The sequence below is a fragment of the Saccharospirillum alexandrii genome, assembly GCF_043641555.1.
Taxonomy (GTDB): Bacteria; Pseudomonadota; Gammaproteobacteria; order Pseudomonadales; family Natronospirillaceae; genus Saccharospirillum; species Saccharospirillum alexandrii_A.
The window spans coordinates 432,531-453,105 of the sequence record NZ_JBHZRJ010000004.1; the positions used below are offsets into that span (position 1 = coordinate 432,531).

The following is a 20,575-nucleotide window of genomic DNA, read 5'->3' on the forward strand; positions in this document are numbered from 1 at the left end:
TGATTCATCTCCAGGGGGCGCTGTCGGGTCGTTGATCACCATGGCGGGTGATGTATCGGCCTGCATAGCTCTGCTTGGCCGGTGGCCAGTGCTCAAATTGTTGCCAGAATAATGCTCGGTTCCACCGGTACAGATAGCGAAAGTGTTCGGCGCGGTAGTGGGCCAGCAAGTGGTGGATCAGAGGCGCCATGTCACCCCCTTTGGGTTCGACCAGATAGAAGAATGCGTCACCCGTTGCCAGTGAATCCAGGTCGCTGCTGCCCTGCTCCAAAAGCCGAATCGCTGACAGCAGGGTTTTGGCGACGTCTGGCAACGCATCCCAGTGCCGATGAATCAACTGAGTCTGGTCGCTGGCGGTCAGAGAGGAAAAGTCGCCATCCTGGTGGTCGCTGGCGTACTGGTCGAGTAGGAAGCCGCGCAGTATTTCCTGCAGTGATTCGAGGCTCGATATTGTTTGTACCAGTCGGCGATCGGTCAGGTACCGGTAGACCTGCTCGCTGTCCTGTATGCGGTGATGCTGAATCTGCGGGTTACCTCTGCCAAGGGGGTCTACCTGAGGGTTGACCGACAGAATCACAATTCGCCGGCCATGGTCGAACCGGTACAAGCCACCGAGATGACGCGTAAAATAGTGACGGATCTGATAGGTCTCATCGATGGGCGCTACCGGGTGGCGGCGGATATCCCCTGTTTTCTCAGCCAACTGAATGAGGCTGTTCAGACGTGTATCATCGAGCCAATGTTCAGGCTGTTGCATCAGCTCGTCTATGGCCTCATGTATGCGGCCCGCCGCGCCAAGCAAGCCATCGGGTGTCTTTAATGAGATGAACACTGTTCTCATATCGAGCAGTTCGTCTACCGATTCCAGCCGATAAATGGAGTTCTGGATTTCTCCATAAACGGAGTCTCTTGCCATAAGGGTGAACAGCTGGCTGCGGTTTACCTCCATAAAGCTTTTCAGGATATCCGCCGTCCAGGAAAACATGGGGCCGTGCAGCGTTAAATTCTGTTGTTCGGGTATCAGCAGAATAAAACGCCGGTTAATGCCATGAGGGTTCAGGTAGTAAGGGTCCTGAAGCTCCTCTGCAATTTCAGGGGAGAAACCGGTCATGTCGATGTGAAAGCGCTCCAGCTCGGTTCTGCACCCGCACAGTTGCTCCATCGCCCGGTTGTACCGTTCCTTTAGGGTGTCGCTGCTCACCAGAAACCATTCGTTCTTGCAGAATGTCCAGTTGAACACAGGCTCGGATGGGAGTGGGTTTTGGGTGTCCATCGGCTGCACTTACTCGCCCTGCCGCAACCGGCGTTCCGCTTCCAGTTGCCATTGGATCTGACGCACACGTTCGGTGATTTCGGCTTCGTCGGACGCCCCGGCATAGCGGAATTCACTGTCGGCATAACGGTTGATTTCCTGAATCACCATCTCGGGGGTTATTGGCGTCATCAGCTCGCTGAGCATGGCGAGTTTGGTGTCGTAATCGCGATGTAAGAACTGATCCGGGTGTTCCATCCAGTCGTCTGGCAGTTCGAAATCCATGGCCCTTAATTTCACCGCGTCAGTGATGTTCTTGATGGCTCGACCGGTAAACCGTTCATCGACTTCCTGTATCGCCTTTAGATAGCCACCCAGGGATGCGATAGTCACGTTGCTTGCCGAGCCAGTGAGCATTCGATCAAATACATCGGCCAGCGCGGGTGCGGTAGGGCGGTTGTGCGCGTCGAACGAGCGTTGCACAGCGCCTTGTATCGCCTGATTCGCGTACAGATCATGATCACCCAGCGGTATATCGTGGTTTTTGCCGAGCAACAGATTCAGAATGTCGACGTAGTCTTCGCGGGACTGGGGGCCGTCGATCAGGAAGCGGGCACCGGCGCGTTGGCGCAGCGCATCATCGACCTGTTCCGGGTAGTTGGAGAACATGCCAAAGGTGCAGTTACCGCGAACCACGGTGCTGGCACCGGCGAAGCTTTCCATAAGCACGGCGGTGATTTCCTGCTGCCCGGCCGACGACTGGCGGTCACCTCGCTTACCGGCGACTTGATCAATATCGTCGATGGTGCCGAAGCCAATGATGTTCGGGTCGGTGACGTTGCGGATAAACTGTTTCGCGTTCTGGCCGGATTTACCCTGAAAGCTGTCTACGTTGTCGGTCGATAAGTTTTCATAGCGAAAGGTGTAGCCTGCAACCTCGCAATAGTCGTTCAGTAGACCGGCGAGCATCTGAATCAGCGTCGTTTTGCCCGTGCCGGGTTTACCGTCGCCCATAAAAGTAAAGATGAAGCCGCCCAAGTCAACGAAAGGGTTCTTCTTCTGAGTGAAATCGTAGGCCATCAGCATTTTGGCGAGTTTCAGCGCCTGGTACTTGGCAATATGGTTCCCGATAACTTCTTCCGGTTTTTTGAAACTCATGACCAGTTGGGTGGCGCGGCCACGCTGGGAGACTTCGAAACCATCGACGGTGAAGGCATCGGCCTCAACCCGGTAGGTTGCGGACAGAAAGGGCTCCAGCCCTGGCATGCCGTGCCGGCGAATGTGCAGTGCATCGATCAGGCGGGTTGCGTAGTCGCGCACCACTTTTACCAGGGCTTCATCGCTTTCTGCATGGTCATCAATAAAGCGGTCGAGTTCCCATAAGGCGCCATTCAGGGCATCGATGGGGTTGTCCAGTACGATCTCTTCGGGGTCGGGAAGCGTGATCGACAGGTTATCGGTCTCGGTAAGATAGTCGCTGAGTACATACTGCAGGTAACTGGCAAAGGTAAACAGGCCGATTAAGCCGGATGCGTTTAGCAGTTCGCCAAACTCTTTGCGTTGCAGATCGCCCAGGCGGCCCTGGGTGTTTTCCCGTTTAAGACTGTTCAGCGGGGTCTGGTCCCCGAAGGTATCGATCAGGGTATTGGCTATCGCCAGGCCGCGACGCAGCACCCGAATAATATGGCTCTGCACTTCAGTGGGTAAGGGGTCGTCCGGAGTGATGCTGGCAATGGTGTTGGCCAACCCAGCCTGCGAAGACGCCGCCGAATGTGTAACGGGCGACATACCCGGAATGGTGTTGCGAAAGCGCCGCCGAGAGAAGCCACCCCGGCTGGTCTGGGGTTCGTCGTCTGCCGAGGCAAACTGCGGCCGATGGCTGAGGGCGCTCAGCGTATGAAACGCCGCTTCATAGTGACCACGAATATCTTCTTCCTTCAATTGCATGGCTTGTTGGGGTTGCGTCATCGTTCTTCCCTATTGAATTCGGTGCAGCAGTGAGCCTTCCGGTCCCACCACGTATTTGGTCATGGCATTCAGGCGTTCGTCGTTTAGCGAACGCATGCTCTGGTATGGCCCTATGGGCATGATCATGTAGCGATCGATTGAAGAGGCACCGGCGGAGACCAGATCGGGGCGGTAGGCATCGATGTGGTAGGTTTCTCGCCGTCCGCTGCGGAACAGCCCGCGCGATACCTGGCGGCTGTCTTTTGAAACCAGGGTTTCCACCGTCCATTCAAATACCCAGTCCTGACCCGGGCGGCCCGCCTGCTCCGCCAAAACCCGGTGGATGGCATCGGAGTGGCTGGTGAATTCGTGCAGGTACAGGGGACCGGCATGAATACGCCGGAGCGTCAGGGGGTGGATATCGGGAAAGTCTTCGTCCAGACCGTGCGCAATGGTCAGCAAGGTCAGGGACGACAGAGACTGGTTCAGCAATGCCTCCCGGTAGGCGTGCCAGCGCCTCTCATCTTCGTGGAGCGGGACGGCGCCGCTTTCCTCGATCAGGCTGAAATAAAGATTGGGCAGGTTTCGCTCGGAGTCGAATACCGCCCAGTGCAGCAGATACCGTCTGGGAACCGTTTGGGTTTTCGACACCAGGGTTAATTGCGGCGTATTGCGTGGCAGAAAGCAGGGCTTCAGTGTGAGCGCCTCGCGGTACAACCGCTGAGACAGCCGAAACTGCAGCTCGCGCGGTAGTGAACGCTGATTCAGGCAATGATCCAGAATCTTTTCTTCCAGTTCCGCGACGGTATCGCTGTTTGCCAGGCTTGCCTGGGCTACGTCGAAGTCGCCCGCCAGTTCCAGCCATTGCTGGCTGACGGGCAAGCCATTGTACACACTGAATTCCGAGGGCCAGTAATGCTCGGGTACGCGCCCTGTCATCGCATTGCGCAACCTGAAGCACTCCAGACTGTGGGCCAGCTGGCGCAGATATTCCTGCACGATGCCGGTGGCATTGTGAGCCCCCGGTGCACCGGGAGCCTCCGTGGCCATCAGTTCGATCAGGGCCTGGGTAACAGCACCCACCGTGGCGAAATAGTGCGGGGCCAGGCGGGGTTCAAACCCCTGTGCACTTGCTTGCATGAATCAATCCTTTGCGATGGATCAGTCTGCGCTGGCCGTGTAGTTGGCACGATCGTGCCGTTCCATAACCGCTGCAAACCGACGCGCAAAGCGCTCGTCCGCTTTCGCTTTCTGTTCCTGCACCATCTGGCTAAAGGCCATGTTGCCTTCGTGGGCTTCGAGCATTTCAGCAATGCGCTGATTGGTGGCAGCACCAATATGAGCCATGGTGGTTTGTGCCTCATTATCGACGGCCGAGCCAATATCATTGATGCGGTGGGCAACATCCTGTTGCTGGGCGGTTTTAAGGGATTTGTTCAGCGCATCGTAGAGCAATACGCGCTGCTCGGTATCCGTTTGCAGCTTGTCGACCAGTACCATCTGTGTGGCCACCTGGTTCTGCAGGGAATCGACAAAGGTCTGGCCCATCTTGATGTACTTTTCCAGGGTTTGGCTCAGCGCCAGTTTCACCTGTTCTTGTTGCACCAGTTCGTTGTGGGTCTCGTTGATGTTCTGTAACTCGCTTTCAAGCTCCGTTCGCTTGGCGGCATCGGCTTCCATGGAAATTTTGTTTTCCAGACGGATGATTTCCGGGTCCATCTGTTGCAGCTGGTTCCTGATCTGCTCCAGCTCGGAAACCACATCGCCCCTTTGCGCCAGAACCACGCTCAGGTTGTCGGAGACTTTCACCTGCTGGGTTTCCAGCTCTTTCAATTGTTCCTGCAGCAAACCGATAATGACATTGGATTTGCCAATAAGGTCTGCCAGCTTGCTGTCGATGTTGGTATTGCGAATACGGCTGGCACGCATGGATTCAGACTTGTGGGAAGACAGAAAGCCAATCAGTTTTTCGCCCATGGTTTTTGAACGCATGGTGTCGAACTGTTTACCAAAGCCGGCGGTGACTTCATCCAGTTCGACAATAAGCTCGGCGATATTGCCGTTCATTGCTTCCTGTTGGAGCTGAACATCTTCCAGTTCCGCGTTTTCGATATCAAGGCCGACCCCCAGTTCACCGACTTTACTCTCACCCGATTGCAGCACAGAGGTGACTTTTTTCTGCCGTTGGCGGTTTTGTTCGATCTGAGACTTGACCGTCTCCATGGCACTATCGATATTACTCATAGCGTTCTCCTTTTTGAGTCAGATTCGCAGGGGTTAGGCAAGGGAAAGCGGGGCGATGGCCAGCCTTCTAAAAGCGCAATTAGGGTGTGGTGTAAACGAGGTGTGTCGATACAGCTGATATCCTTATTCGCTGGGAACGTGGTCGACTGATCCCAGACAGAGTTCCGGCAGATTGTTCAATCCTTGAACGGAAGCGTGTGAAAGCCCGACAGTCATGTCGGGATAGGGGCAGAAGATAAGGGAAAAACTCTGTGCATGGAAACAGGGAACGGATGCCAATGCCATGATTTGTGATGGACTTCGCTTTTATCGTGCCCAGGCTGGTTTCTGCTCTGAGACCCGAGAGATATAGGGTCTCAAGATGTTTTAAAAAAACCTACGCTGCAGATGTTAAATCCACTCGGTGAGAATGCTTCGACTTTGTACGGAGCGAGGTTATCGAAGTACAGCTACAACTCATTAAAGGGCATTGATCTGGACGCGTCAGGTGCATCTGCCGAGGATACGTGATCAGCCTGCGTTTCCGCAGGATGGGTGTCCGTGTCGACAACGGCGAGTCTGTCTTTGTCGGCGGCAGGCCCATAGAGCTGGCGAATGCCGCGCAGGTCACCTGGTTGCAGGTCAGCGAAGGCTTCTGTGTAACGAAAGCCCATGAGTTGACCTTCCGGTCCCGGGTGGTCGAGACCAATGGCGTGGCCAATTTCATGAATCAGAGTATAGCGGATGTCATAAACGTCTTTATCGCCATCGAATCCGACTTTCCACTGTTTCTCGGGGTTCAGGCAAACGAGCGCCTGATCGATGAGGCGCACGTTGTCTTCGGAGCCTGGCAGATAGGTTACATTGGCGAAGGCCGTTCCGACGGGCTGGCCCTGAGCACCGAGCACGATATCGGCTTCACGGGGGTCGTCGATCTTATGGAAGGTGACATTGGCGGCGCGTTCCCAGGCTCGAAATGCGGCAGTGGCTTCGCGCTCCAGTACGTCAACTGACAGGGCGTGACCGGTCAGCGCAGCCATCGGCACCAGTTCACGACAGTTGCGTGCATTGTCGAACTGCATTGAGGCATCAGCGAAGGCATAGCTGATGCTCGCGCCGGCCCCAAGCGTTTGCTCGCCCCACTTAACCTTGTAGCCGTCGAGTTCAAGCAGCCGATAGCCGCCTTTATCGTCTTCGGCAAACAGGGGTAACGTCAATGGAAGTAGCAAGGCAGTCGCCAGCGCCCGCAAAAAGAGTCGTGCATTCGATGCTGTTCGCACTGCAATCTCCGAACAGAGATTCCTGAAAGCACTGGTAATGAAGCAGCCAGAACGCATGGGGCGCTCATGGGTTTCCAGTACAGGACTACGAAACGAGTCGGTGCGTCACCGAACGGACATAGCGTTAACTTGGGCCCACACTAAAAAGGGGGGTAAGCGACGCTCGATCTCACAACCCAAGTCGAAAGCGCACGTTATCGGCAATCATCTGAGGGGTCAATCAAAGACATTGATCTTAGCGAACTGTGTTGTTACCGGGCGTTACCAAGTGTTAAGGGCCAGAGTTTCGGGCAGTCGGGTCTGGCGAGTAGCGTTTGCTTGCCGGTTATGCGCGGCTGCCGGTAACACGATATTGGTGTGGCGGTTGTAGTCGGGTGGGGCTCGCCCTCACTATGGAAGTTCATGCTCCACTGCAAGGGTCCAATATGCGAGTGTTTGCCAACCCGGTGGGTGCCGGGTCGCTCTGGTTCGATAACCTGACCACCGCCGAAGGCACCCCCGTTGCCTATGACCCCCAGGCACGTGCTTTTTTGCCAACTCCGCCGTTCTGTGCGAACCGGGAGAAAATCGGCTGTAACTGGATAGCCCCGAAACCGGGGGCGTTTTGTCGATCCTGTGCCATGACTGCGCTGGCGCCCGATCCGACGCTCCCCAATGCCATTCCCAACTGGGCGCAAACCGAGGCCGCCAAGCGCTGGGCGCTGGATAACCTGGGCCGCTGGCACTGGTTCCGACCGGAAGATCCGGGTGCGCCGCCGGTGTTTCATTTGCTGGCGGAAGGGCCAACCCCGGTGCCAATGGGCCATGCGCAAGGCGTGGTGACCATCAGTGTCGCAGAGGTCGACCCGATTCTGGTCACCACCCGCCGCGAAGCCCTGCAGGAGCCGTATCGAACCATGATCGGCCATATGCGTCACGAGATCGCTCATATGCTCTGGTGGCGCCTGAGCCTGCGGGAGGATTTTCTGGACGCGTTTCGCGCCATGTTCGGCGATGAACGCATCGACTATCAGGCAGCGCTGCAGTACCACTATGAAAATGGGCCGCCGGCCGAGTGGCGACAACATTACCTGACCAGCTATGCGTCATCCCATCCGCATGAAGATTTCGCGGAAACCGCGGCGCATCTGTTGCACCTCACCGACATTGCCGACAGCTTTGTGGCGACCGGCCTGTCGTCGCCACAGATACCTGATTCGGGCTGGGACCCTTATTCGGAACCCGACGCAGAGCGGCTGATTCGCGTCGCCGCGTCGCTTACCGTGGGCGTCAACCATGTTAACCGTTCCATGGGACTGTCGGATCTGTATCCCTTCGTGCTCTCGGAGCACGCGCGTTATAAACTGGCGTTTGTACACGATTGGCTGCGGCGGGGAGCGCTGGGGCTCTAGCAGGTTGTTGAAAAAGGCTTCCTGCCTTTTTCAAAACACGAGAACCAAAAATTGCGATTTTTGCTTCTCTCGCAAAATCAATGACTTAACAGTCATCAATTTTGCCGGAACGTCCATGTTCCGGTAACAGGCGGCTGAAATTCTTTGAATTTCAACAGCCTGCGAAGGGAAAATGTAACGGTGAATTCAGACATCAAAGCCAAATTCGACAGCTACCCAAGCCCGGCCAGGCAGCAGCTTGAACGTGTGCGTGATCTCATTCTGGCACAGGCAGCCGAGCACGAGCTGGGTGAGGTTGCTGAAACCCTAAAGTGGGGTGAAGCAAGTTTTCAGGTAAAGGGTGGCACCCCGATTCGGGTGGACTGGAAGCCCGAAGACCCGGACGCGATCAAGCTGTTCTTTCACTGCCAGACCCGCATGATCGAAACGCTCAAAGAGCGGTATCGGGGTGAGTTCCGCTTTGAAGGTAAACGGGCAGTTGTGATACCCGTCAGTGCGGATATCAGACAACTGCCGTTAGCGCATTGCATCGAGGTTGCTTTGAAGTATCACAGCCTCAAGCATCTGCCATTGCTCGGCGTTTGCTGAGCCAGTCACTCTGTAAATTGAACGCCCGCGTCAGGCTGTTTCTGTTTGCGCGGCAGCCTGTTCGTCCGCCAGTTTCTGGTCCTGCTGTTCGATCTTGATATAGGCCGGGCGCGATATGATGCTGTCTATATAGGCATCAACCACCGGATTGGTGTCTACCATGCCGAACTGACGGCACCATTTCAGCGTCATCCCCCAGAAAAAGTCGACAGCGTAGGGTTTATCACCTAGCAAGTAAGGCGCTTTGGCAATCTGATCGAACAGGGTGCTTTGCATCTGCTCGAAGCTTCGATACGGCATGATGGACGGATCACCCGGTTCTCGTTTTAGGGCACGGTCGACAACGGCGGGTTCAAAGCTGCTGCCCTGATACGCCATCCAGCGCAAATAGGCACCGCGTTTAGGGTCATTCAGGCCGGGGGCCAGACCCTTTTCAGGAAAGAGGTCAGCCAGGTAGAGGTAGCACGCAACCTGCTCGGTAATCACCATGCCGTTATGAACCAGCGTCGGGAACTTGCCCAATGGGTTGATGGCCAGAAACTCCGGCTCCTGGTTCTCGCCTTTCTTTAGGTTCAGGACCTTCATTTCGTAGGGAACGCCCAGCTCTTCCAGCAGGTACCAGATGCCGGTGCCGCGTGTTTGGGGTGCATGGTATAGAAGAATGGTGTCTTTGCTCATGGTCGGTCTCCTTGGGTGGTCTTGGGTGTCAGTGGTACAGCACGAGTTATGGTAGTGACTAAACCTGACACCTTGTGTCAGGTATAAACGCTATACTGAAAAAAGTTTCCGACACTGCTCAAGAGACCCTACGCCATGAGAGCTGGCCGGCTATTAAAGCTGCTGATGACATTGCAAACCCACGACAAAGTGACCGCAACGGAGCTGGCGCAGGTCTGTGAGACTTCGGTGCGTACCGTTTACCGGGATATCGATGCGCTCAGTGAAATGGGGGTGCCGGTTTACAGCGAGCAGGGGGTTCAGGGCGGTTACAAGTTGCTGAACGGCTACCGCACACGTCTGAATGGCCTCTCGGCCGAAGAGGCGGAAACCCTGTTTCTGGCCGGCTTGACAGGCCCGGCCCAGAAGATGGGCCTGCAGTCGACCCTGGCTGATGCCCAACTGAAACTGATGACGGCGCTGCCAGAAGGCATGAGACGGGAAGCAAGCCGGCTGCAAAGCCGTTTTCTGCTGGACGCACCCAGCTGGTTTTCTGATGATGAAAAAGCAGAGCACTTGCCACAGTTGATGACTGCGGTGCTTGAGCAGCGGCTGGTTGGCATGTCGTATCAGAGCTGGAAGGGGGTGCGTCAGCGTGAGGCTCACCCGCTGGGCGTCGTGTTGAAGGGTGGGCAGTGGTATCTGGTGGCTCAGGTGGGGGCGGACATTCGAACTTACCGCGTCTCCCGGATAGAAGCACTTGAGCTGAGGGAAACGGTGTTTGAACGACCGGCCGACTTTCATTTGACTGAATTCTGGCAAGCCAGCCTGCGGCGGATGGAGGCCCTGCAGTTTCCCGTGGTGGCCGAGGTACGGTTGTCGGCCACCGGCGTGAAAATCATGGAGTTTCTCTGCACCAGCTATGTGCTCGACCATACGATTGTCGAACCGGCCGATGCGACAGGCTGGCATCGCGTTACCATGCCCGTGGGCAACCCGTCTCACGGTTGTGGCGAGTTGTTACGGTTTGGCGCGGAGCTGGAGGTCATTGGCCCGCCCCACCTGCGCTGGGCGATGGAAAACCTGGTCTCACACCTGGCCCAGCGTTACCGTTCATCCGGGTCTGCTGTCGGGGGTGAGCCGCTTGCTGAGTAATTCAATGACCGTCACGCCGGCGAAGCCGGTGAGGGCACCGGTCAGGAAGGCACCGGCTTCAGTACTGACGACGGCGACTGGCAAGCCCAGGTAACCCACACCCAGCACACCTGCCACGTAGGCGATGATCGCGACTGCCAACCCTTCGGCGATGCGGGCGATGCCGGAACCACCCGAGGCGTTTCGGCTAAACCGTCGGGAAAACCCGCCCACAGCGCCACCGAGCAGTGCGGCCAGCACCGGGGTGGTGGGAAACCGTTGCGGTATGGTGATGCTGTCTGAATGGGCGCCTGCGGTCACCCGAACCGTCACGTCTTCCAGCCCGCGTGAGCGGAGCATGAACCTGGCATCCCCGTCCTGAAAGGTGAGCACTGAAGGCTCGGGAACAGCGCCACCGGCGGTCACTTCAACCGTTGCTCTTAGGTTGTTCAGGACATTGGCTTCGGTGCCGTCCGGCTGCAAGCGGACGACCCGTACCAGGGTTTCACCCAGGCCCAGTCCCACCATGGAATCATTCACTGGCCGCAGGGCAATTCTTGGCATGGCCTCAATCGGATAGTCGATATCGGTAATCGCTGAGCGCAGCTCCAGCACCGGCTGCCCTGTGGTAGGCAGGAACAGAAACTCAAGATGCTTTTCGTTGGCGATGCCGGTCTGCTCCAGCGTGACGGCTTCAAAGGGATCGGCGTTCAGGCCGCGAAAGCCGAATTGCACGGTAACCGGTTGTTGCAGGGTTGCGCCCGCAGGCAGGTTGTCGCCACGAAGACCCAGCGACAGGCGCATTCGGTATCGACCCAGGGTACTGTCCCACACCGCTGGCACCGGGCTGGCTTCCAGCGTGGGCTGAAACCAGCCTTCGGATACGGCAGAATTGGCTTCATCAAAGCGGGTGACGGCAACACCACCGGGCAGGTCAATGGGTTCGCTGGTAAGGCGGACCGTTACCGTACCCGCTGGCCGCACGATCAACTGGGATACAGCACCGGTAGCATTCAGGGTGGGCAATACCGGCTGGGCGTAACGCTCGGGAGACTGGGCGTCGCGAACAATCGTGCGTCCCTGGAAGTCGGTAATCTCTACCTGGCGACCGCCGAAATCGCGTCGTTCAAGCAATTGCTGGAACTGGGTGGAGGCAGCTGGGGCACTGATGGTCAAAGCCTGACTGCTGAGCTCCCGGGTTTCCTCTGCTGGCACGGATATCGACATCGTTGCGGCCGTGATGGCCAAGCCAAAACCCCGTACCAAACACCAAGTAGTCGTCTGCACGATACGCCCTCCCTGTAAGCGAGTGAGGGCAGTATAGCCGGGCTTTTCGATGCTGCCTGTTAACAACACCGGACGAGGGTCACTAAACGGTAACAACAAGTTCATAAGGTAATGCAAACGCCTGCGGAGACCGTCATGACTGACTTACTGAGCGCAAAGGCATCTGCCCGTCAACATCACTCCCGTACCCCCAGCATTCGCCGCCCTTCCATGACACTACCGGCCGGCTATGTGAGGTCGGAGTATGGCATTCTGTTGCGCAAGAATTGGCTGGATGCGACATTCCATTTTTGTTCGAAAGGGGCTTACGATCATTTCCTGGCCGACTTTTTACGGCAACAGCAGCAGCCTTTTGCAATGCTGGATATTGGCGCGAACCAGGGCTTGTATTCGATCCTGGCTGGCTTGAATCCAAACTGTCAGCGGGTGCTGGCATTCGAACCGGTTTCAAGCACCTTCTCACTACTGACAGCGAACATTGCCATCAATGGCGTTGATGATGTCGTGAAGCCAGTGAAGGCGGCGGTGTCGTTGTCGACCGGAAAAGCAACCATTGCAAAGAAACCCGGGCACAGTGGAGCAGCGTCATTGCGTGCATTACCGGGCTGGTTTCGCTTGACTGAAACCATCGCCACGTTGGGGCCTGAAGCGTTACGGGAATTGCTGCCTACTTGTGTCGACCTGGTCATTAAAGTGGATGTGGAGGGGCACGAACAGATCGTTTTCGATGCCTTGAGTCAGGCAGGTATACTGGCGCAGGCAACCGCTGTGTTTTACGAAGTTAATCCGGAGTGGAGCCAGGAATCTGCGCTGAAAACCCTGCTCCAGGCACATGGGTTCACTGGCTTCACTCGCACGTCGTCGCGGCCGTGTCATGATGTGCTGGCTATTCGCTAACACGACCGGTTGCCGCAGTGCCTTATGCTTTCAGCATTGCATCCAGGGTGATGTCCGCGTTCAGTAGCTTCGAAATGGGGCAGCCTTTTTTGGCCGCTTCAGCCGCTTCTCTGAACGTCTTTTCATCGGCGCCTGGAATGCTGGCCGTCAGGGTGAGGTGCACTGCCGTGACGGCAAACCCTCCGTCGACCTCCTCCAGCGTTACATCGGCTTTGGTGTCGATGCTGTCGGCTGTCAGGTCTTTTTCTCCGAGAATCATCGACAGTGCCATTGAATAACAGCCGGCATGCGCTGCACCAATCAGTTCTTCCGGGTTGGTGCCCTTGCCATTTTCAAAACGCGTTCCGAAGGAATATTGTTGCTTGTCAAGGACGCCGCTTTGAGTAGAAACCGTGCCTTTGCCATCTTTCAGGCCGCCTTCCCAATGTGCGCTTGCGTTGCGTTTCATGAGCAATCTCCTGTTGCGTTGAATGACGGTTAAGACGTTAGGCTAAGGTGAACGAAATTCAAGGCATTCCAGTGTAATGACTCTTTGTACATCCGGGTCACGACAGTATCAGGCCGACAGGCAATCCAGTCGTTCTGCCAGAAAGTCCATCAGCAAACGTATTCGCCGGTTGTGTTTTACATCCCGGTGACAGCACAAATAGAGGGGCAGCTTCGGTAGCGTTATTTCTACATCAATTGGCACCAACCCCAACGCCACCGCCAGTTGCTGGTGCGTACCCACAATACCACCGGCGTTGCGCGCCATTTCCAGGTGAAGCGACATGTTGTCGGTACGGAAGTAAAAGTCTTCATTGCGAACCTGCCAACCCAGTTCGGCAGCACCGTTCTCAAATTGTTTGTCGCGGTCATACCCCAGTAGGCGGTGTTTAAACAATGCATCGACCGTTGTTGGATTCCCGTGTTTGGCGAAATAACGGGCGCTGGCATAGAAGCCCAATGGAATGTCAAACAGGTGGCGGGCGATCAGGTCGGGTTGTTGCGGTGGGAACATGCGGATGGCGACGTCGGCATCGCGCTTGTCGAGGCTGGTGGCTTTGTTGGTGACTTCAACCTCGACCGAGAGTGCCGGGTTGGCATCCATAAAATCGGGAAGAATTCTGGGCAGGTAGTGCAGAGCGATCGGTTCATTGGCCGACAAGCGAACCCGCCCGGTCACGGCCTGGTCCTGCCCGGCGGCGAGGCGTTCTAGCCGTTGGGCCGAGGTGCGCATCTGTTCGGCCTCCTCTATTAGGCTTTGGCCGAAACGGGTTGGGGACAGCCCCTGCGTGCTGCGGTCGAACAGGGTTTGACCGAGTTGTTGTTCCAGCGTGTGCAAGTGCCGCGACAGGGTGGGCTGAGAAACACCCAGTGCGTCAGCGGCCCGGTTCAGGCTGCCAGCCTGAGCAATATGGAGAAAGTACTGCCAGTGTTGCCAGTCGAGGTTATTCATATGTGTATTACCATGCTCAATTATTGTCGATTCTATATATCAAAATGAATAATAGAATGGCGCTATCAATTCTGACTGGCAAGGACAATCACTATGAAAACCGCACTGATCATCGGCATTACCGGCAATTTCGGCGCACAGATGGCGCTCGCCCTGCGTGAACAGGGCTGGGGGATCCGCGCGCTGATGCGCGACCCGGCCAAGGCGCCCGGCTGGCTACAACCAGACTGTGTTATTAGCGGTAGCGCTCAGGATGAATCGGCCGTATTACAGGCCGCACGAGGGGCCGACTTGCTGGTCTATGCCGCCAATCCGCAGTACCACCGCTGGCATCAGGAAGCGCTGGCCATGCTGGAACCGGCTGTAAGAGCGGCCGAACAGCTGAAGCTTCAACTGGTATTCCCGGGTAATGTATATGGGTATGCGCCGCAGGCTGAATCGGTTGATGAACAGGTCCGCATGAACCCGCCGACCGACAAGGGCCTCATTCGCCAGCAGATGGAGCAGCGGCTGCACCGGGCCAGCGAGCAGGGGGCAGGGGTATTGATCGTGCGGGCTGGCGATTTTATCGGCCCGAACACAACCATGACCTGGCTGGACCTGATGGCTTCGGTTAAAGGAAGCAGGGTCCGGCTGAAACTGCCGCACGACGACCAGCATGTGCATTACTACAGTTATCTGCCTGATCTGTGTACGAACACGGCAAAACTACTGAACGGGCCGTTGCTCGACTGGGAGGTGTTTCACGACCCCGGGTTGGCATTGAGCAAAGCCGATTGGCAGAACGCCTTTCAGTCGCTGGGGGTCAGCGCCAGGATGTCGGCTTTTCCCTGGTGGGGGCTCAGATTGGCAGCGTTAGTCAGCCCGCTGATGAAAGAAGTGATGAAAATGCGTTATCTGTGGCGGCAACCGGTGATCATGAATGGTGAAAAAATGATTCAGCAACTGGGCGACAGGCGGCAGGCAACTGCATTACCGGTAATTGTTCGAGACACGCTGTTTAAACCGTGATGTCTATTCTATTGATCCTGCTCCGGATCCAGGAATTCATCCAAAACAGATGTATCAAAAGAGTAGATTATTTTGGCGTCAGGATAGTGTTCACTCATAATGTCCCTGAATTTTCCGGGTGGAGTGAGGATCGTTTTAGTGATGACTTTGCCGCTGACATCTTCGATGGTGACATCGTACTTTTGCAAGCCCGCTTCTGTTTTAGGCTTACTGATAACGTCTATGATGGTGTAGTGGGCCATCGCCTCGACCTCCGGATACATGTTCTGGCGTAAACAAGATAGTGCATTCAGCCGGATTTTTCACTCGAAGCGCCGGGAGAGCCTTTTAAGGAAGCATTAAGGAAGTGTGAGGTTGCGTATTTTGGCGCGATCATTAACGGGAATAGTGGCACCATCGATGTACTCGTAAAATACCTCGTAGCTGCCGTTTAAAGCGAACAGGGTTGTTGGTGGTAAGAAACTTCTTCCGAGGACAACCTCATTGTCAATGCCTGTTGTGTGCATCACGAATAGCGCATGTTCATCGAGAGTTGCCGGAAAAGGGAACCCATTCAGGGTAAACGAAGGGTTTATTTGAGTGGCCTCCAGGTTCACTGGCAGTGCTGTGGTATCGTTTACGTCCACGTCGTTGAGGATGGTAGCGTGTTTGTTGCCTGGTACCTGACTACCGGTCACGTGCTCGTAAATTACATCATAAGTCGCTGGAATAACGCGGACTGTGCCACTGCCGTTGTAGCTGTTACCCAGAAATATTGTGTCACCTTCCTCAGGCCCTTCCAGGAAAAACCGACCGTAGTGTACCGGGTTGGTTGTGAACGATGCGTCATTCAAACTGAACGTTGCGGTTGCAATCGCTGATTGCACGGCAATCGCCAGCTGTCCTGAACTGTTGAGTACGGTGGCTTGCATGACAACGGCATTGGTATTCTGTGGCACTGAACTACCGGTTTCGTGACGATAAATCACATCGTATGTACCGGGAATAATGCGTACCGCTGCCGGGTCGGGGTCGTGCGTGTTGCCGATAAAAAACAGATCGTGCTGGTTGGTGCCTCTAAGGTAAATGTTTGCATCCTGGTATTCGCTGATCGGGAAGGGCAAACCGTCCAGTGTATAGATGGGTGTTATGAGAATACTCGGAATGTTGGGTTCAGCGGTGGGGGTGCTTTGACTGATTTCCTGACCACTGAGGATAATCGCTTCAGTATTGGCAGGAACAGCCGTACCGGTCTCGTGGCGGTAAATGAGGTCGTAAGTGCCTTCAATGACTCTCACAGAGAACGGCAGATTGTAGCTGTCGCCCAGCTCGACCGTATCCTGGGTTGACGATACCAGCAGAAAGTTGCCGTCGTTATACTGGCTGACTGGAAACGCAACACCATCCAGTGTGGCCGACAGACGAAAGTCCGTTGCTTTTACATCAAGGGTTACGTTGACGGCGCTGTCGTTCATTGCCACCTGCCCGACGATGGCGTTCTGGTTCAGCGGTACCGTCGCCCCTGGCGTCTCCAGCGTATAAATCACGTCGTAATCGCCAGGCATCAACAATACCGGGGGGATCACAGCGTGACTGTTGCCCAGCAGTATTCGTTCACTGCCATCCTGTGGCTGCAGGTAGAACAGAGCATCGTCGTATTCACTCACTGGAAACGGCGCGCCATTGAGGGTAAAGGTAAATTGCGCCTGGAACGCAGTGGCGTTGATATCCAGCGACTGGTCTTCCAGCAAAGAGAACCCTGTCTCGATCTCCTTGCCCCGGTTAACAGGAACCTGTGCTCCTCCATAAATATGCCTGTACTGCGTTCGGTAGTTACCAGCGACCACCTCGGTCTGATAGCTAACACTGTACGTTTTGCCAAGTTGCGCTTCGTTACCGTTGCTATCGGCCAGAGAGATTATTCCGTGTTCATATTGTGACGCCGGGAATGAGCCGCCGTTCAGAGAAAAGGAGCCGCTGATGGTCATAGCCGGAACATTGATGTAAACGGTTTTGCTGTTTGGGTCGCCGTCTGTGTCACAGCCTGCCAGCGCAGCCATGGCAACAAGAGCCGAGAATGACTTCGATAGGTACATCAGGATTTCCCTCTCCAGAGCCTAAGCAGGTCGGTACTAATATAGCGCTATCGCAACCGTTGGTCTCATTCTTTACTGCAACACCGCTTGAGGAGTTCTGAATAAGTCGGGCTGCTCAGAGCGGATTTACCGTTGCGGCGGTTCCTGCGCATAAGGCCAGGCGGCGAAGGTTGCTACATAAAGAGCTTCTACCTGATCCCGGGCCCACTGTGTTCGCCGCAAGAATTTCAGACTGGATTTCACCGAAGGGTCGCTTTTGAAGCAATTGATATTGACCCGTTGGCTTAGCCCTTCCCATCCGTAATGCCCCTGTAGTCGAACCACAACGGTTTCCAGCGTGATGCCGTGAAGTGGATTATTGGCTTGTTTCTCGGGCATGCTAGGGCCTCGTTATCGGGCAGACTCGACTGCGATCAATGCAGGTTAGCCTGCCTGGTAGGCTGCGGCAATAGAGGCATGGTGGCTGGGTTCTGTGTTCTGGTTTTAGCCCTCTCTGGCCGCGACGCGGGAATTCTGTGCAGCGAAAGCGCAACTGACGAACCCGTACCCCAAATACGTATGGTAATATTGTCGTTCCTTTAAGCCCCAAAACAGTGAGAGCACAATCATGGCCCAAGCCGCAGCACGTCATATTCTGGTTGCCGATGAAGCAACCTGTAACGACCTGAAATCAAAAATTGCCGCCGGTGAAGATTTCGCCGCCCTGGCACAGCAGCATTCCAGTTGCCCCTCCGGCCGCAATGGCGGCGATCTTGGTACCTTTGGCCCCGGTCAGATGGTGCCCGAGTTTGACCGCGTCGTATTCAGTGCCCCGGTCAACGAAGTCCAGGGCCCGGTTAAAACACAGTTCGGCTACCACTTGCTGGAAGTCACTCAGCGCACCGACTGAGCCAAATTTGTAGCGGGCACCCGGGCTAATCCGTCTCCAGGAGTCCGGGTGTCTCGCCGAGTCTCTTGCGTACCCCCACCCTTACCGAAAAGAACGTCGCGCCCCCGCCCATGTCGGATATCCGGGTATCAGTCAGATGGTTAACCGAGCGAAGGCCCTGTTGAGGGTCATCCCACCATAGCCCCAGTGATACCGCCGTGCCGGGCAGAACATCCTCGGTCACCTCAGCAACCAGCTCGCAACTGCCCCGGTTATTGAATACCACGACAGGATCACCCGATACTATGCCTTCAGCCTGCGCGTCCTGCGGGTGAAGTTGCACCGTTGGTCGCTCGCCCTCCAGGCGTTGCATGCGTTCGTCATTGCTGCAGGTTGAGTTCAGAAAGCGGTGATTGGGTGGCGTAATGAACGCCAGGGGGTAACGACCTTCCTGCTCGTCCAGGGGCGTATGCTCCGGCAGTGGTGGCAAACCCCGGGCGGCCATGGTGGCCGAATAAAACTCGAACTTGCCGGAAGGCGTTGGAATCCGGTGCGGAAAGAGCCCGCCTTCCGGTACCTTGAGCTTGGCCCAGCCATCGCGCCGCAGGCGAGGCAGATCAATCCCTTCAAGATAGGGGCTGTTTGAGTTCAGTGCCTGTTCAATCAGGGCTTCATCGGTGTCTTTAAAGCAATCGTCTTCAAACCCCATTTCAGCGGCCAGGTTGCGAAACAGTTCCGGGTTTGAACGACACTCTCCCTGTATTGGCAGCACCGGTTCGTTGAGCTGCACATAAAGATGCCAGTACGATTTATAGAGATCCAGATTTTCAAAGTGGCTGGTGGCGGGCAAAACAATATCGGCGTAGGCGCAGGTGTCGCTGAGGAACAGCTCGTGCACCACGATAAACAGCTCCGGGCGCAGTAGACCCTGCCGTAAACGGGTTTGGTCCGGCGCAACCTGGGCCGGGTTGCTGTTGTACACGAACAGTGCCTGTATCGGCCGGGCGTCATCCAGCAGGGCATCGGCCAGTTGGTTCATGTTTACGCGTCGGCCGTGCGGGTTGGGGTGTAGGTCGGGCCGTTGCAGAGCGGTGGTATTGAACTGCGCGTACCAGCCGTTGCCCTTGATCAACCCACCGCCGCGCTTGCCCCATTGGCCCGTTAAGGCGGGCAAACAGGTAATGGTGCGCATGATCATGCCGCCGTTGTCGTGATGTTGCAGGCCATTGCCCAGGCGAATCAGCGCGGGGTCGGCCGAGCCATAGAGGTGGGCCAGCTCTTCTACTTGCTTGGGTGTTAAGCCGGTTAGATGCGCGACCGCCTCCGGATTATAATTCTGAACATGGTCGACCAGCTCCCGGTACCCCAGGGCATACTGTTCAATGAAGGCATGGTCGACGAGGTCATCCCGAATCAGAACATGCATCATCCCCAGCGCCAGGGCGGCATCGCTGCCCGGCTTCACCTGGTAGAACCGGTCACCCCAGCGCGCGGTGCGGTTGCGATGCACATCGATCACCACCAGAGTCGCGCCGCGCTTGCGTGCCTCATTGGCCAGCATAAGCTGGTGCATGTTGGTGCTAACGATATTACAGCCCCAGACCAGAATCAGCTTAGCGCGTACGCTGTCTTCCGGGTCAACACCCGTTGGTGCTCCCAGGGTGTAGGCACTGCCGGCTGTGGCGGCAGAGTTGCAAATAGTGCGATCGAGATGGCAGGCGCCCAGACGATTGAAGAAACGACGATCCATGGACTCGGCACTGAGCACGCCCATATTGCCGTAAAAGCTGTAGGGCAGAATGGCTTCGGCGCCATGCCCGGCAATGATGCTCTTAAATCGTTGAGCGATCTCCGCCAGGGCTTCCTCCCAACTGATGCGTTCAAAGTCATCGGGCGTTGCCCGCTGCACGGCCAGCCCTTTGGGCCGTACTCGACGCATCGGGTACAGCAGTCGTTCAGGCGCGTGAGTACGCTCCGGGAAACGCTGCACTTTGTGGCAGATCGCGCCTTGGGTAACCGGGTGGTCCGGATGACCCGCGACGCGGGTGACGCGCCCGTCTTCTACCGTTACGCGCAGGGCGCAAGCGTCGGGGCAATCGAGCGGGCAGACAGAGCGGTGGTGAGTCATGGCAACCGATTGGTTAAGATTTCAGAAACGATGGTAACGTTTTTTTGTGGTATCCGCCGTTCGTATTGTGCGCACTCTGGGCATGACTGTGGTAAGACATCAGTGTGGTGTTCAGACTTAGAGACATTTCATCTGTATCCCTACTTGGAGAAGATGCCATGAAAGAGCAACAGGCCCGACAATGGGCTGAAGCGACGCGTGTTGCATGCAAGGAAGCAGCGCAGGCGGCCTTTGAGGAAGCATTGATGGTAGGGTTGTGTCAGGAAGGGGCAATCGAAGCGGCGTTGTGTGCCATTGAGATAGTTGATGTGGACGCTGTAAAAACCCGCACAATAGCGTTCGAATAGCTTGCCATGATATAAAAACGCATACGCTTCTGTGCACAAGCGGATTCAGTAT

Annotated in this window: 20 protein-coding genes; 7 read left to right on the top strand and 13 right to left on the bottom strand. The window is 56.0% G+C overall.

Translation table 11 applies throughout. The annotated features are described in order from the left end of the window. Positions 1-4: 4 nt before the first annotated feature. The 5 genes from ACHUE7_RS16525 to ACHUE7_RS16545 all read right to left on the bottom strand — a co-directional run bounded on the left by ACHUE7_RS16525 (position 5) and on the right by ACHUE7_RS16545 (position 6,702). Positions 5-1,273, bottom strand: a complete 1,269-nt coding sequence (locus tag ACHUE7_RS16525) for a DUF6638 family protein (RefSeq protein WP_394170984.1) — start codon at positions 1,271-1,273, stop codon at positions 5-7. Between the two features lie 9 nt (positions 1,274-1,282). Then, positions 1,283-3,220, bottom strand: a complete 1,938-nt coding sequence (locus ACHUE7_RS16530) for an AAA family ATPase (protein ID WP_394170985.1) — start codon at positions 3,218-3,220, stop codon at positions 1,283-1,285. A gap of 9 nt (positions 3,221-3,229) precedes the next feature. Beyond that, positions 3,230-4,339 carry a hypothetical protein gene (locus tag ACHUE7_RS16535; protein WP_394170986.1) on the bottom strand — a complete coding sequence of 370 codons (1,110 nt, stop codon included), beginning with the start codon at positions 4,337-4,339 and terminating at the stop codon, positions 3,230-3,232. A 21-nt stretch (positions 4,340-4,360) separates the two neighbouring features. After that, on the bottom strand, positions 4,361-5,443 hold the full coding sequence (locus ACHUE7_RS16540; RefSeq protein ID WP_127559349.1) for a coiled-coil domain-containing protein: 1,083 nt from the start codon (positions 5,441-5,443) through the stop codon (positions 4,361-4,363). 449 nt (positions 5,444-5,892) lie between these two features. Next, on the bottom strand, positions 5,893-6,702 hold the full coding sequence (locus ACHUE7_RS16545; RefSeq protein ID WP_394170987.1) for a matrixin family metalloprotease: 810 nt from the start codon (positions 6,700-6,702) through the stop codon (positions 5,893-5,895). A gap of 425 nt (positions 6,703-7,127) precedes the next feature. Between ACHUE7_RS16545 and ACHUE7_RS16550 the strand changes: the two genes are divergently transcribed. Together ACHUE7_RS16550 and ACHUE7_RS16555 are read left to right on the top strand one after the other, a co-directional pair. Then, complete coding sequence (locus ACHUE7_RS16550; RefSeq protein WP_394171080.1) at positions 7,128-8,093, top strand: zinc-binding metallopeptidase family protein; 966 nt, start codon at positions 7,128-7,130, stop codon at positions 8,091-8,093. A gap of 180 nt (positions 8,094-8,273) precedes the next feature. Next, positions 8,274-8,681, top strand: coding sequence for a DUF1801 domain-containing protein (locus tag ACHUE7_RS16555; RefSeq protein ID WP_394170988.1), 408 nt, complete (start codon positions 8,274-8,276; stop codon positions 8,679-8,681). A 30-nt stretch (positions 8,682-8,711) separates the two neighbouring features. Here ACHUE7_RS16555 and ACHUE7_RS16560 read toward each other — a convergent pair whose 3' ends face one another. Continuing rightward, on the bottom strand, positions 8,712-9,359 hold the full coding sequence (locus tag ACHUE7_RS16560; RefSeq protein ID WP_394170989.1) for a glutathione S-transferase family protein: 648 nt from the start codon (positions 9,357-9,359) through the stop codon (positions 8,712-8,714). Between the two features lie 135 nt (positions 9,360-9,494). Between ACHUE7_RS16560 and ACHUE7_RS16565 the strand changes: the two genes are divergently transcribed. Continuing rightward, positions 9,495-10,493 (top strand): helix-turn-helix transcriptional regulator, encoded by a 999-nt coding sequence (locus ACHUE7_RS16565; protein WP_394170990.1) that lies wholly within the window; start codon positions 9,495-9,497, stop codon positions 10,491-10,493. Here the strand turns inward: ACHUE7_RS16565 and ACHUE7_RS16570 are convergent. Beyond that, on the bottom strand, positions 10,452-11,759 hold the full coding sequence (locus tag ACHUE7_RS16570) for a hypothetical protein (protein WP_394170991.1): 1,308 nt from the start codon (positions 11,757-11,759) through the stop codon (positions 10,452-10,454). The genes ACHUE7_RS16565 and ACHUE7_RS16570 overlap by 42 nt on opposite strands. Positions 11,760-11,894: 135 nt before the next feature. On the opposite strand from ACHUE7_RS16570, the gene ACHUE7_RS16575 reads away from it, so the two are divergent. Further along, positions 11,895-12,656 carry an FkbM family methyltransferase gene (locus tag ACHUE7_RS16575; protein WP_394170992.1) on the top strand — a complete coding sequence of 254 codons (762 nt, stop codon included), beginning with the start codon at positions 11,895-11,897 and terminating at the stop codon, positions 12,654-12,656. A gap of 22 nt (positions 12,657-12,678) precedes the next feature. Here ACHUE7_RS16575 and ACHUE7_RS16580 read toward each other — a convergent pair whose 3' ends face one another. Together ACHUE7_RS16580 and ACHUE7_RS16585 are read right to left on the bottom strand one after the other, a co-directional pair. Next, positions 12,679-13,104, bottom strand: a complete 426-nt coding sequence (locus ACHUE7_RS16580) for an OsmC family protein (RefSeq protein WP_463559034.1) — start codon at positions 13,102-13,104, stop codon at positions 12,679-12,681. A 108-nt stretch (positions 13,105-13,212) separates the two neighbouring features. Next, positions 13,213-14,094 carry a LysR family transcriptional regulator gene (locus tag ACHUE7_RS16585; RefSeq protein WP_394170994.1) on the bottom strand — a complete coding sequence of 294 codons (882 nt, stop codon included), beginning with the start codon at positions 14,092-14,094 and terminating at the stop codon, positions 13,213-13,215. Between the two features lie 93 nt (positions 14,095-14,187). On the opposite strand from ACHUE7_RS16585, the gene ACHUE7_RS16590 reads away from it, so the two are divergent. Next, positions 14,188-15,105, top strand: coding sequence for an NAD-dependent epimerase/dehydratase family protein (locus ACHUE7_RS16590; protein WP_394170995.1), 918 nt, complete (start codon positions 14,188-14,190; stop codon positions 15,103-15,105). A gap of 8 nt (positions 15,106-15,113) precedes the next feature. On the opposite strand, the gene ACHUE7_RS16595 is transcribed toward ACHUE7_RS16590, so the two are convergent. From ACHUE7_RS16595 to ACHUE7_RS16605, 3 genes are all read right to left on the bottom strand, one after another. Then, on the bottom strand, positions 15,114-15,347 hold the full coding sequence (locus tag ACHUE7_RS16595) for a hypothetical protein (protein ID WP_394170996.1): 234 nt from the start codon (positions 15,345-15,347) through the stop codon (positions 15,114-15,116). Positions 15,348-15,443: 96 nt separating this feature from the next. Further along, positions 15,444-17,180, bottom strand: coding sequence for a hypothetical protein (locus ACHUE7_RS16600; RefSeq protein WP_394170997.1), 1,737 nt, complete (start codon positions 17,178-17,180; stop codon positions 15,444-15,446). Between the two features lie 126 nt (positions 17,181-17,306). Beyond that, complete coding sequence (locus tag ACHUE7_RS16605; RefSeq protein WP_394170998.1) at positions 17,307-17,558, bottom strand: VF530 family protein; 252 nt, start codon at positions 17,556-17,558, stop codon at positions 17,307-17,309. A gap of 229 nt (positions 17,559-17,787) precedes the next feature. On the opposite strand from ACHUE7_RS16605, the gene ACHUE7_RS16610 reads away from it, so the two are divergent. Beyond that, positions 17,788-18,069, top strand: coding sequence for a peptidylprolyl isomerase (locus ACHUE7_RS16610; RefSeq protein ID WP_127559385.1), 282 nt, complete (start codon positions 17,788-17,790; stop codon positions 18,067-18,069). Positions 18,070-18,094: 25 nt separating this feature from the next. Here ACHUE7_RS16610 and ACHUE7_RS16615 read toward each other — a convergent pair whose 3' ends face one another. After that, positions 18,095-20,176: a molybdopterin-containing oxidoreductase family protein gene (locus tag ACHUE7_RS16615; RefSeq protein ID WP_394170999.1), complete on the bottom strand. Its 2,082-nt coding sequence runs from the start codon at positions 20,174-20,176 to the stop codon at positions 18,095-18,097. A 158-nt stretch (positions 20,177-20,334) separates the two neighbouring features. Between ACHUE7_RS16615 and ACHUE7_RS16620 the strand changes: the two genes are divergently transcribed. Next, positions 20,335-20,523: a hypothetical protein gene (locus ACHUE7_RS16620; RefSeq protein ID WP_394171000.1), complete on the top strand. Its 189-nt coding sequence runs from the start codon at positions 20,335-20,337 to the stop codon at positions 20,521-20,523. The last annotated feature ends 52 nt before the right edge of the window (positions 20,524-20,575 follow it).

Bases quoted from the DNA above. Each gene is read 5' to 3' on its own strand.
- ACHUE7_RS16530 (WP_394170985.1), bottom strand. From the start codon at position 3,220: ATGACGCAACCCCAACAAGCCATGCAATTGAAGGAAGAAGATATTCGT.
- ACHUE7_RS16525 (WP_394170984.1), bottom strand. From the start codon at position 1,273: ATGGACACCCAAAACCCACTCCCATCCGAGCCTGTGTTCAACTGGACA.
- ACHUE7_RS16575 (WP_394170992.1), top strand. From the start codon at position 11,895: ATGACTGACTTACTGAGCGCAAAGGCATCTGCCCGTCAACATCACTCC.
- ACHUE7_RS16540 (WP_127559349.1), bottom strand. From the start codon at position 5,443: ATGAGTAATATCGATAGTGCCATGGAGACGGTCAAGTCTCAGATCGAA.
- ACHUE7_RS16595 (WP_394170996.1), bottom strand. From the start codon at position 15,347: ATGGCCCACTACACCATCATAGACGTTATCAGTAAGCCTAAAACAGAA.
- ACHUE7_RS16565 (WP_394170990.1), top strand. From the start codon at position 9,495: ATGAGAGCTGGCCGGCTATTAAAGCTGCTGATGACATTGCAAACCCAC.
- ACHUE7_RS16615 (WP_394170999.1), bottom strand. From the start codon at position 20,176: ATGACTCACCACCGCTCTGTCTGCCCGCTCGATTGCCCCGACGCTTGC.
- ACHUE7_RS16590 (WP_394170995.1), top strand. From the start codon at position 14,188: ATGAAAACCGCACTGATCATCGGCATTACCGGCAATTTCGGCGCACAG.
- ACHUE7_RS16600 (WP_394170997.1), bottom strand. From the start codon at position 17,180: ATGTACCTATCGAAGTCATTCTCGGCTCTTGTTGCCATGGCTGCGCTG.
- ACHUE7_RS16580 (WP_463559034.1), bottom strand. From the start codon at position 13,104: ATGAAACGCAACGCAAGCGCACATTGGGAAGGCGGCCTGAAAGATGGC.
- ACHUE7_RS16585 (WP_394170994.1), bottom strand. From the start codon at position 14,094: ATGAATAACCTCGACTGGCAACACTGGCAGTACTTTCTCCATATTGCT.
- ACHUE7_RS16550 (WP_394171080.1), top strand. From the start codon at position 7,128: ATGCGAGTGTTTGCCAACCCGGTGGGTGCCGGGTCGCTCTGGTTCGAT.
- ACHUE7_RS16620 (WP_394171000.1), top strand. From the start codon at position 20,335: ATGAAAGAGCAACAGGCCCGACAATGGGCTGAAGCGACGCGTGTTGCA.
- ACHUE7_RS16535 (WP_394170986.1), bottom strand. From the start codon at position 4,339: ATGCAAGCAAGTGCACAGGGGTTTGAACCCCGCCTGGCCCCGCACTAT.
- ACHUE7_RS16560 (WP_394170989.1), bottom strand. From the start codon at position 9,359: ATGAGCAAAGACACCATTCTTCTATACCATGCACCCCAAACACGCGGC.
- ACHUE7_RS16610 (WP_127559385.1), top strand. From the start codon at position 17,788: ATGGCCCAAGCCGCAGCACGTCATATTCTGGTTGCCGATGAAGCAACC.
- ACHUE7_RS16605 (WP_394170998.1), bottom strand. From the start codon at position 17,558: ATGCCCGAGAAACAAGCCAATAATCCACTTCACGGCATCACGCTGGAA.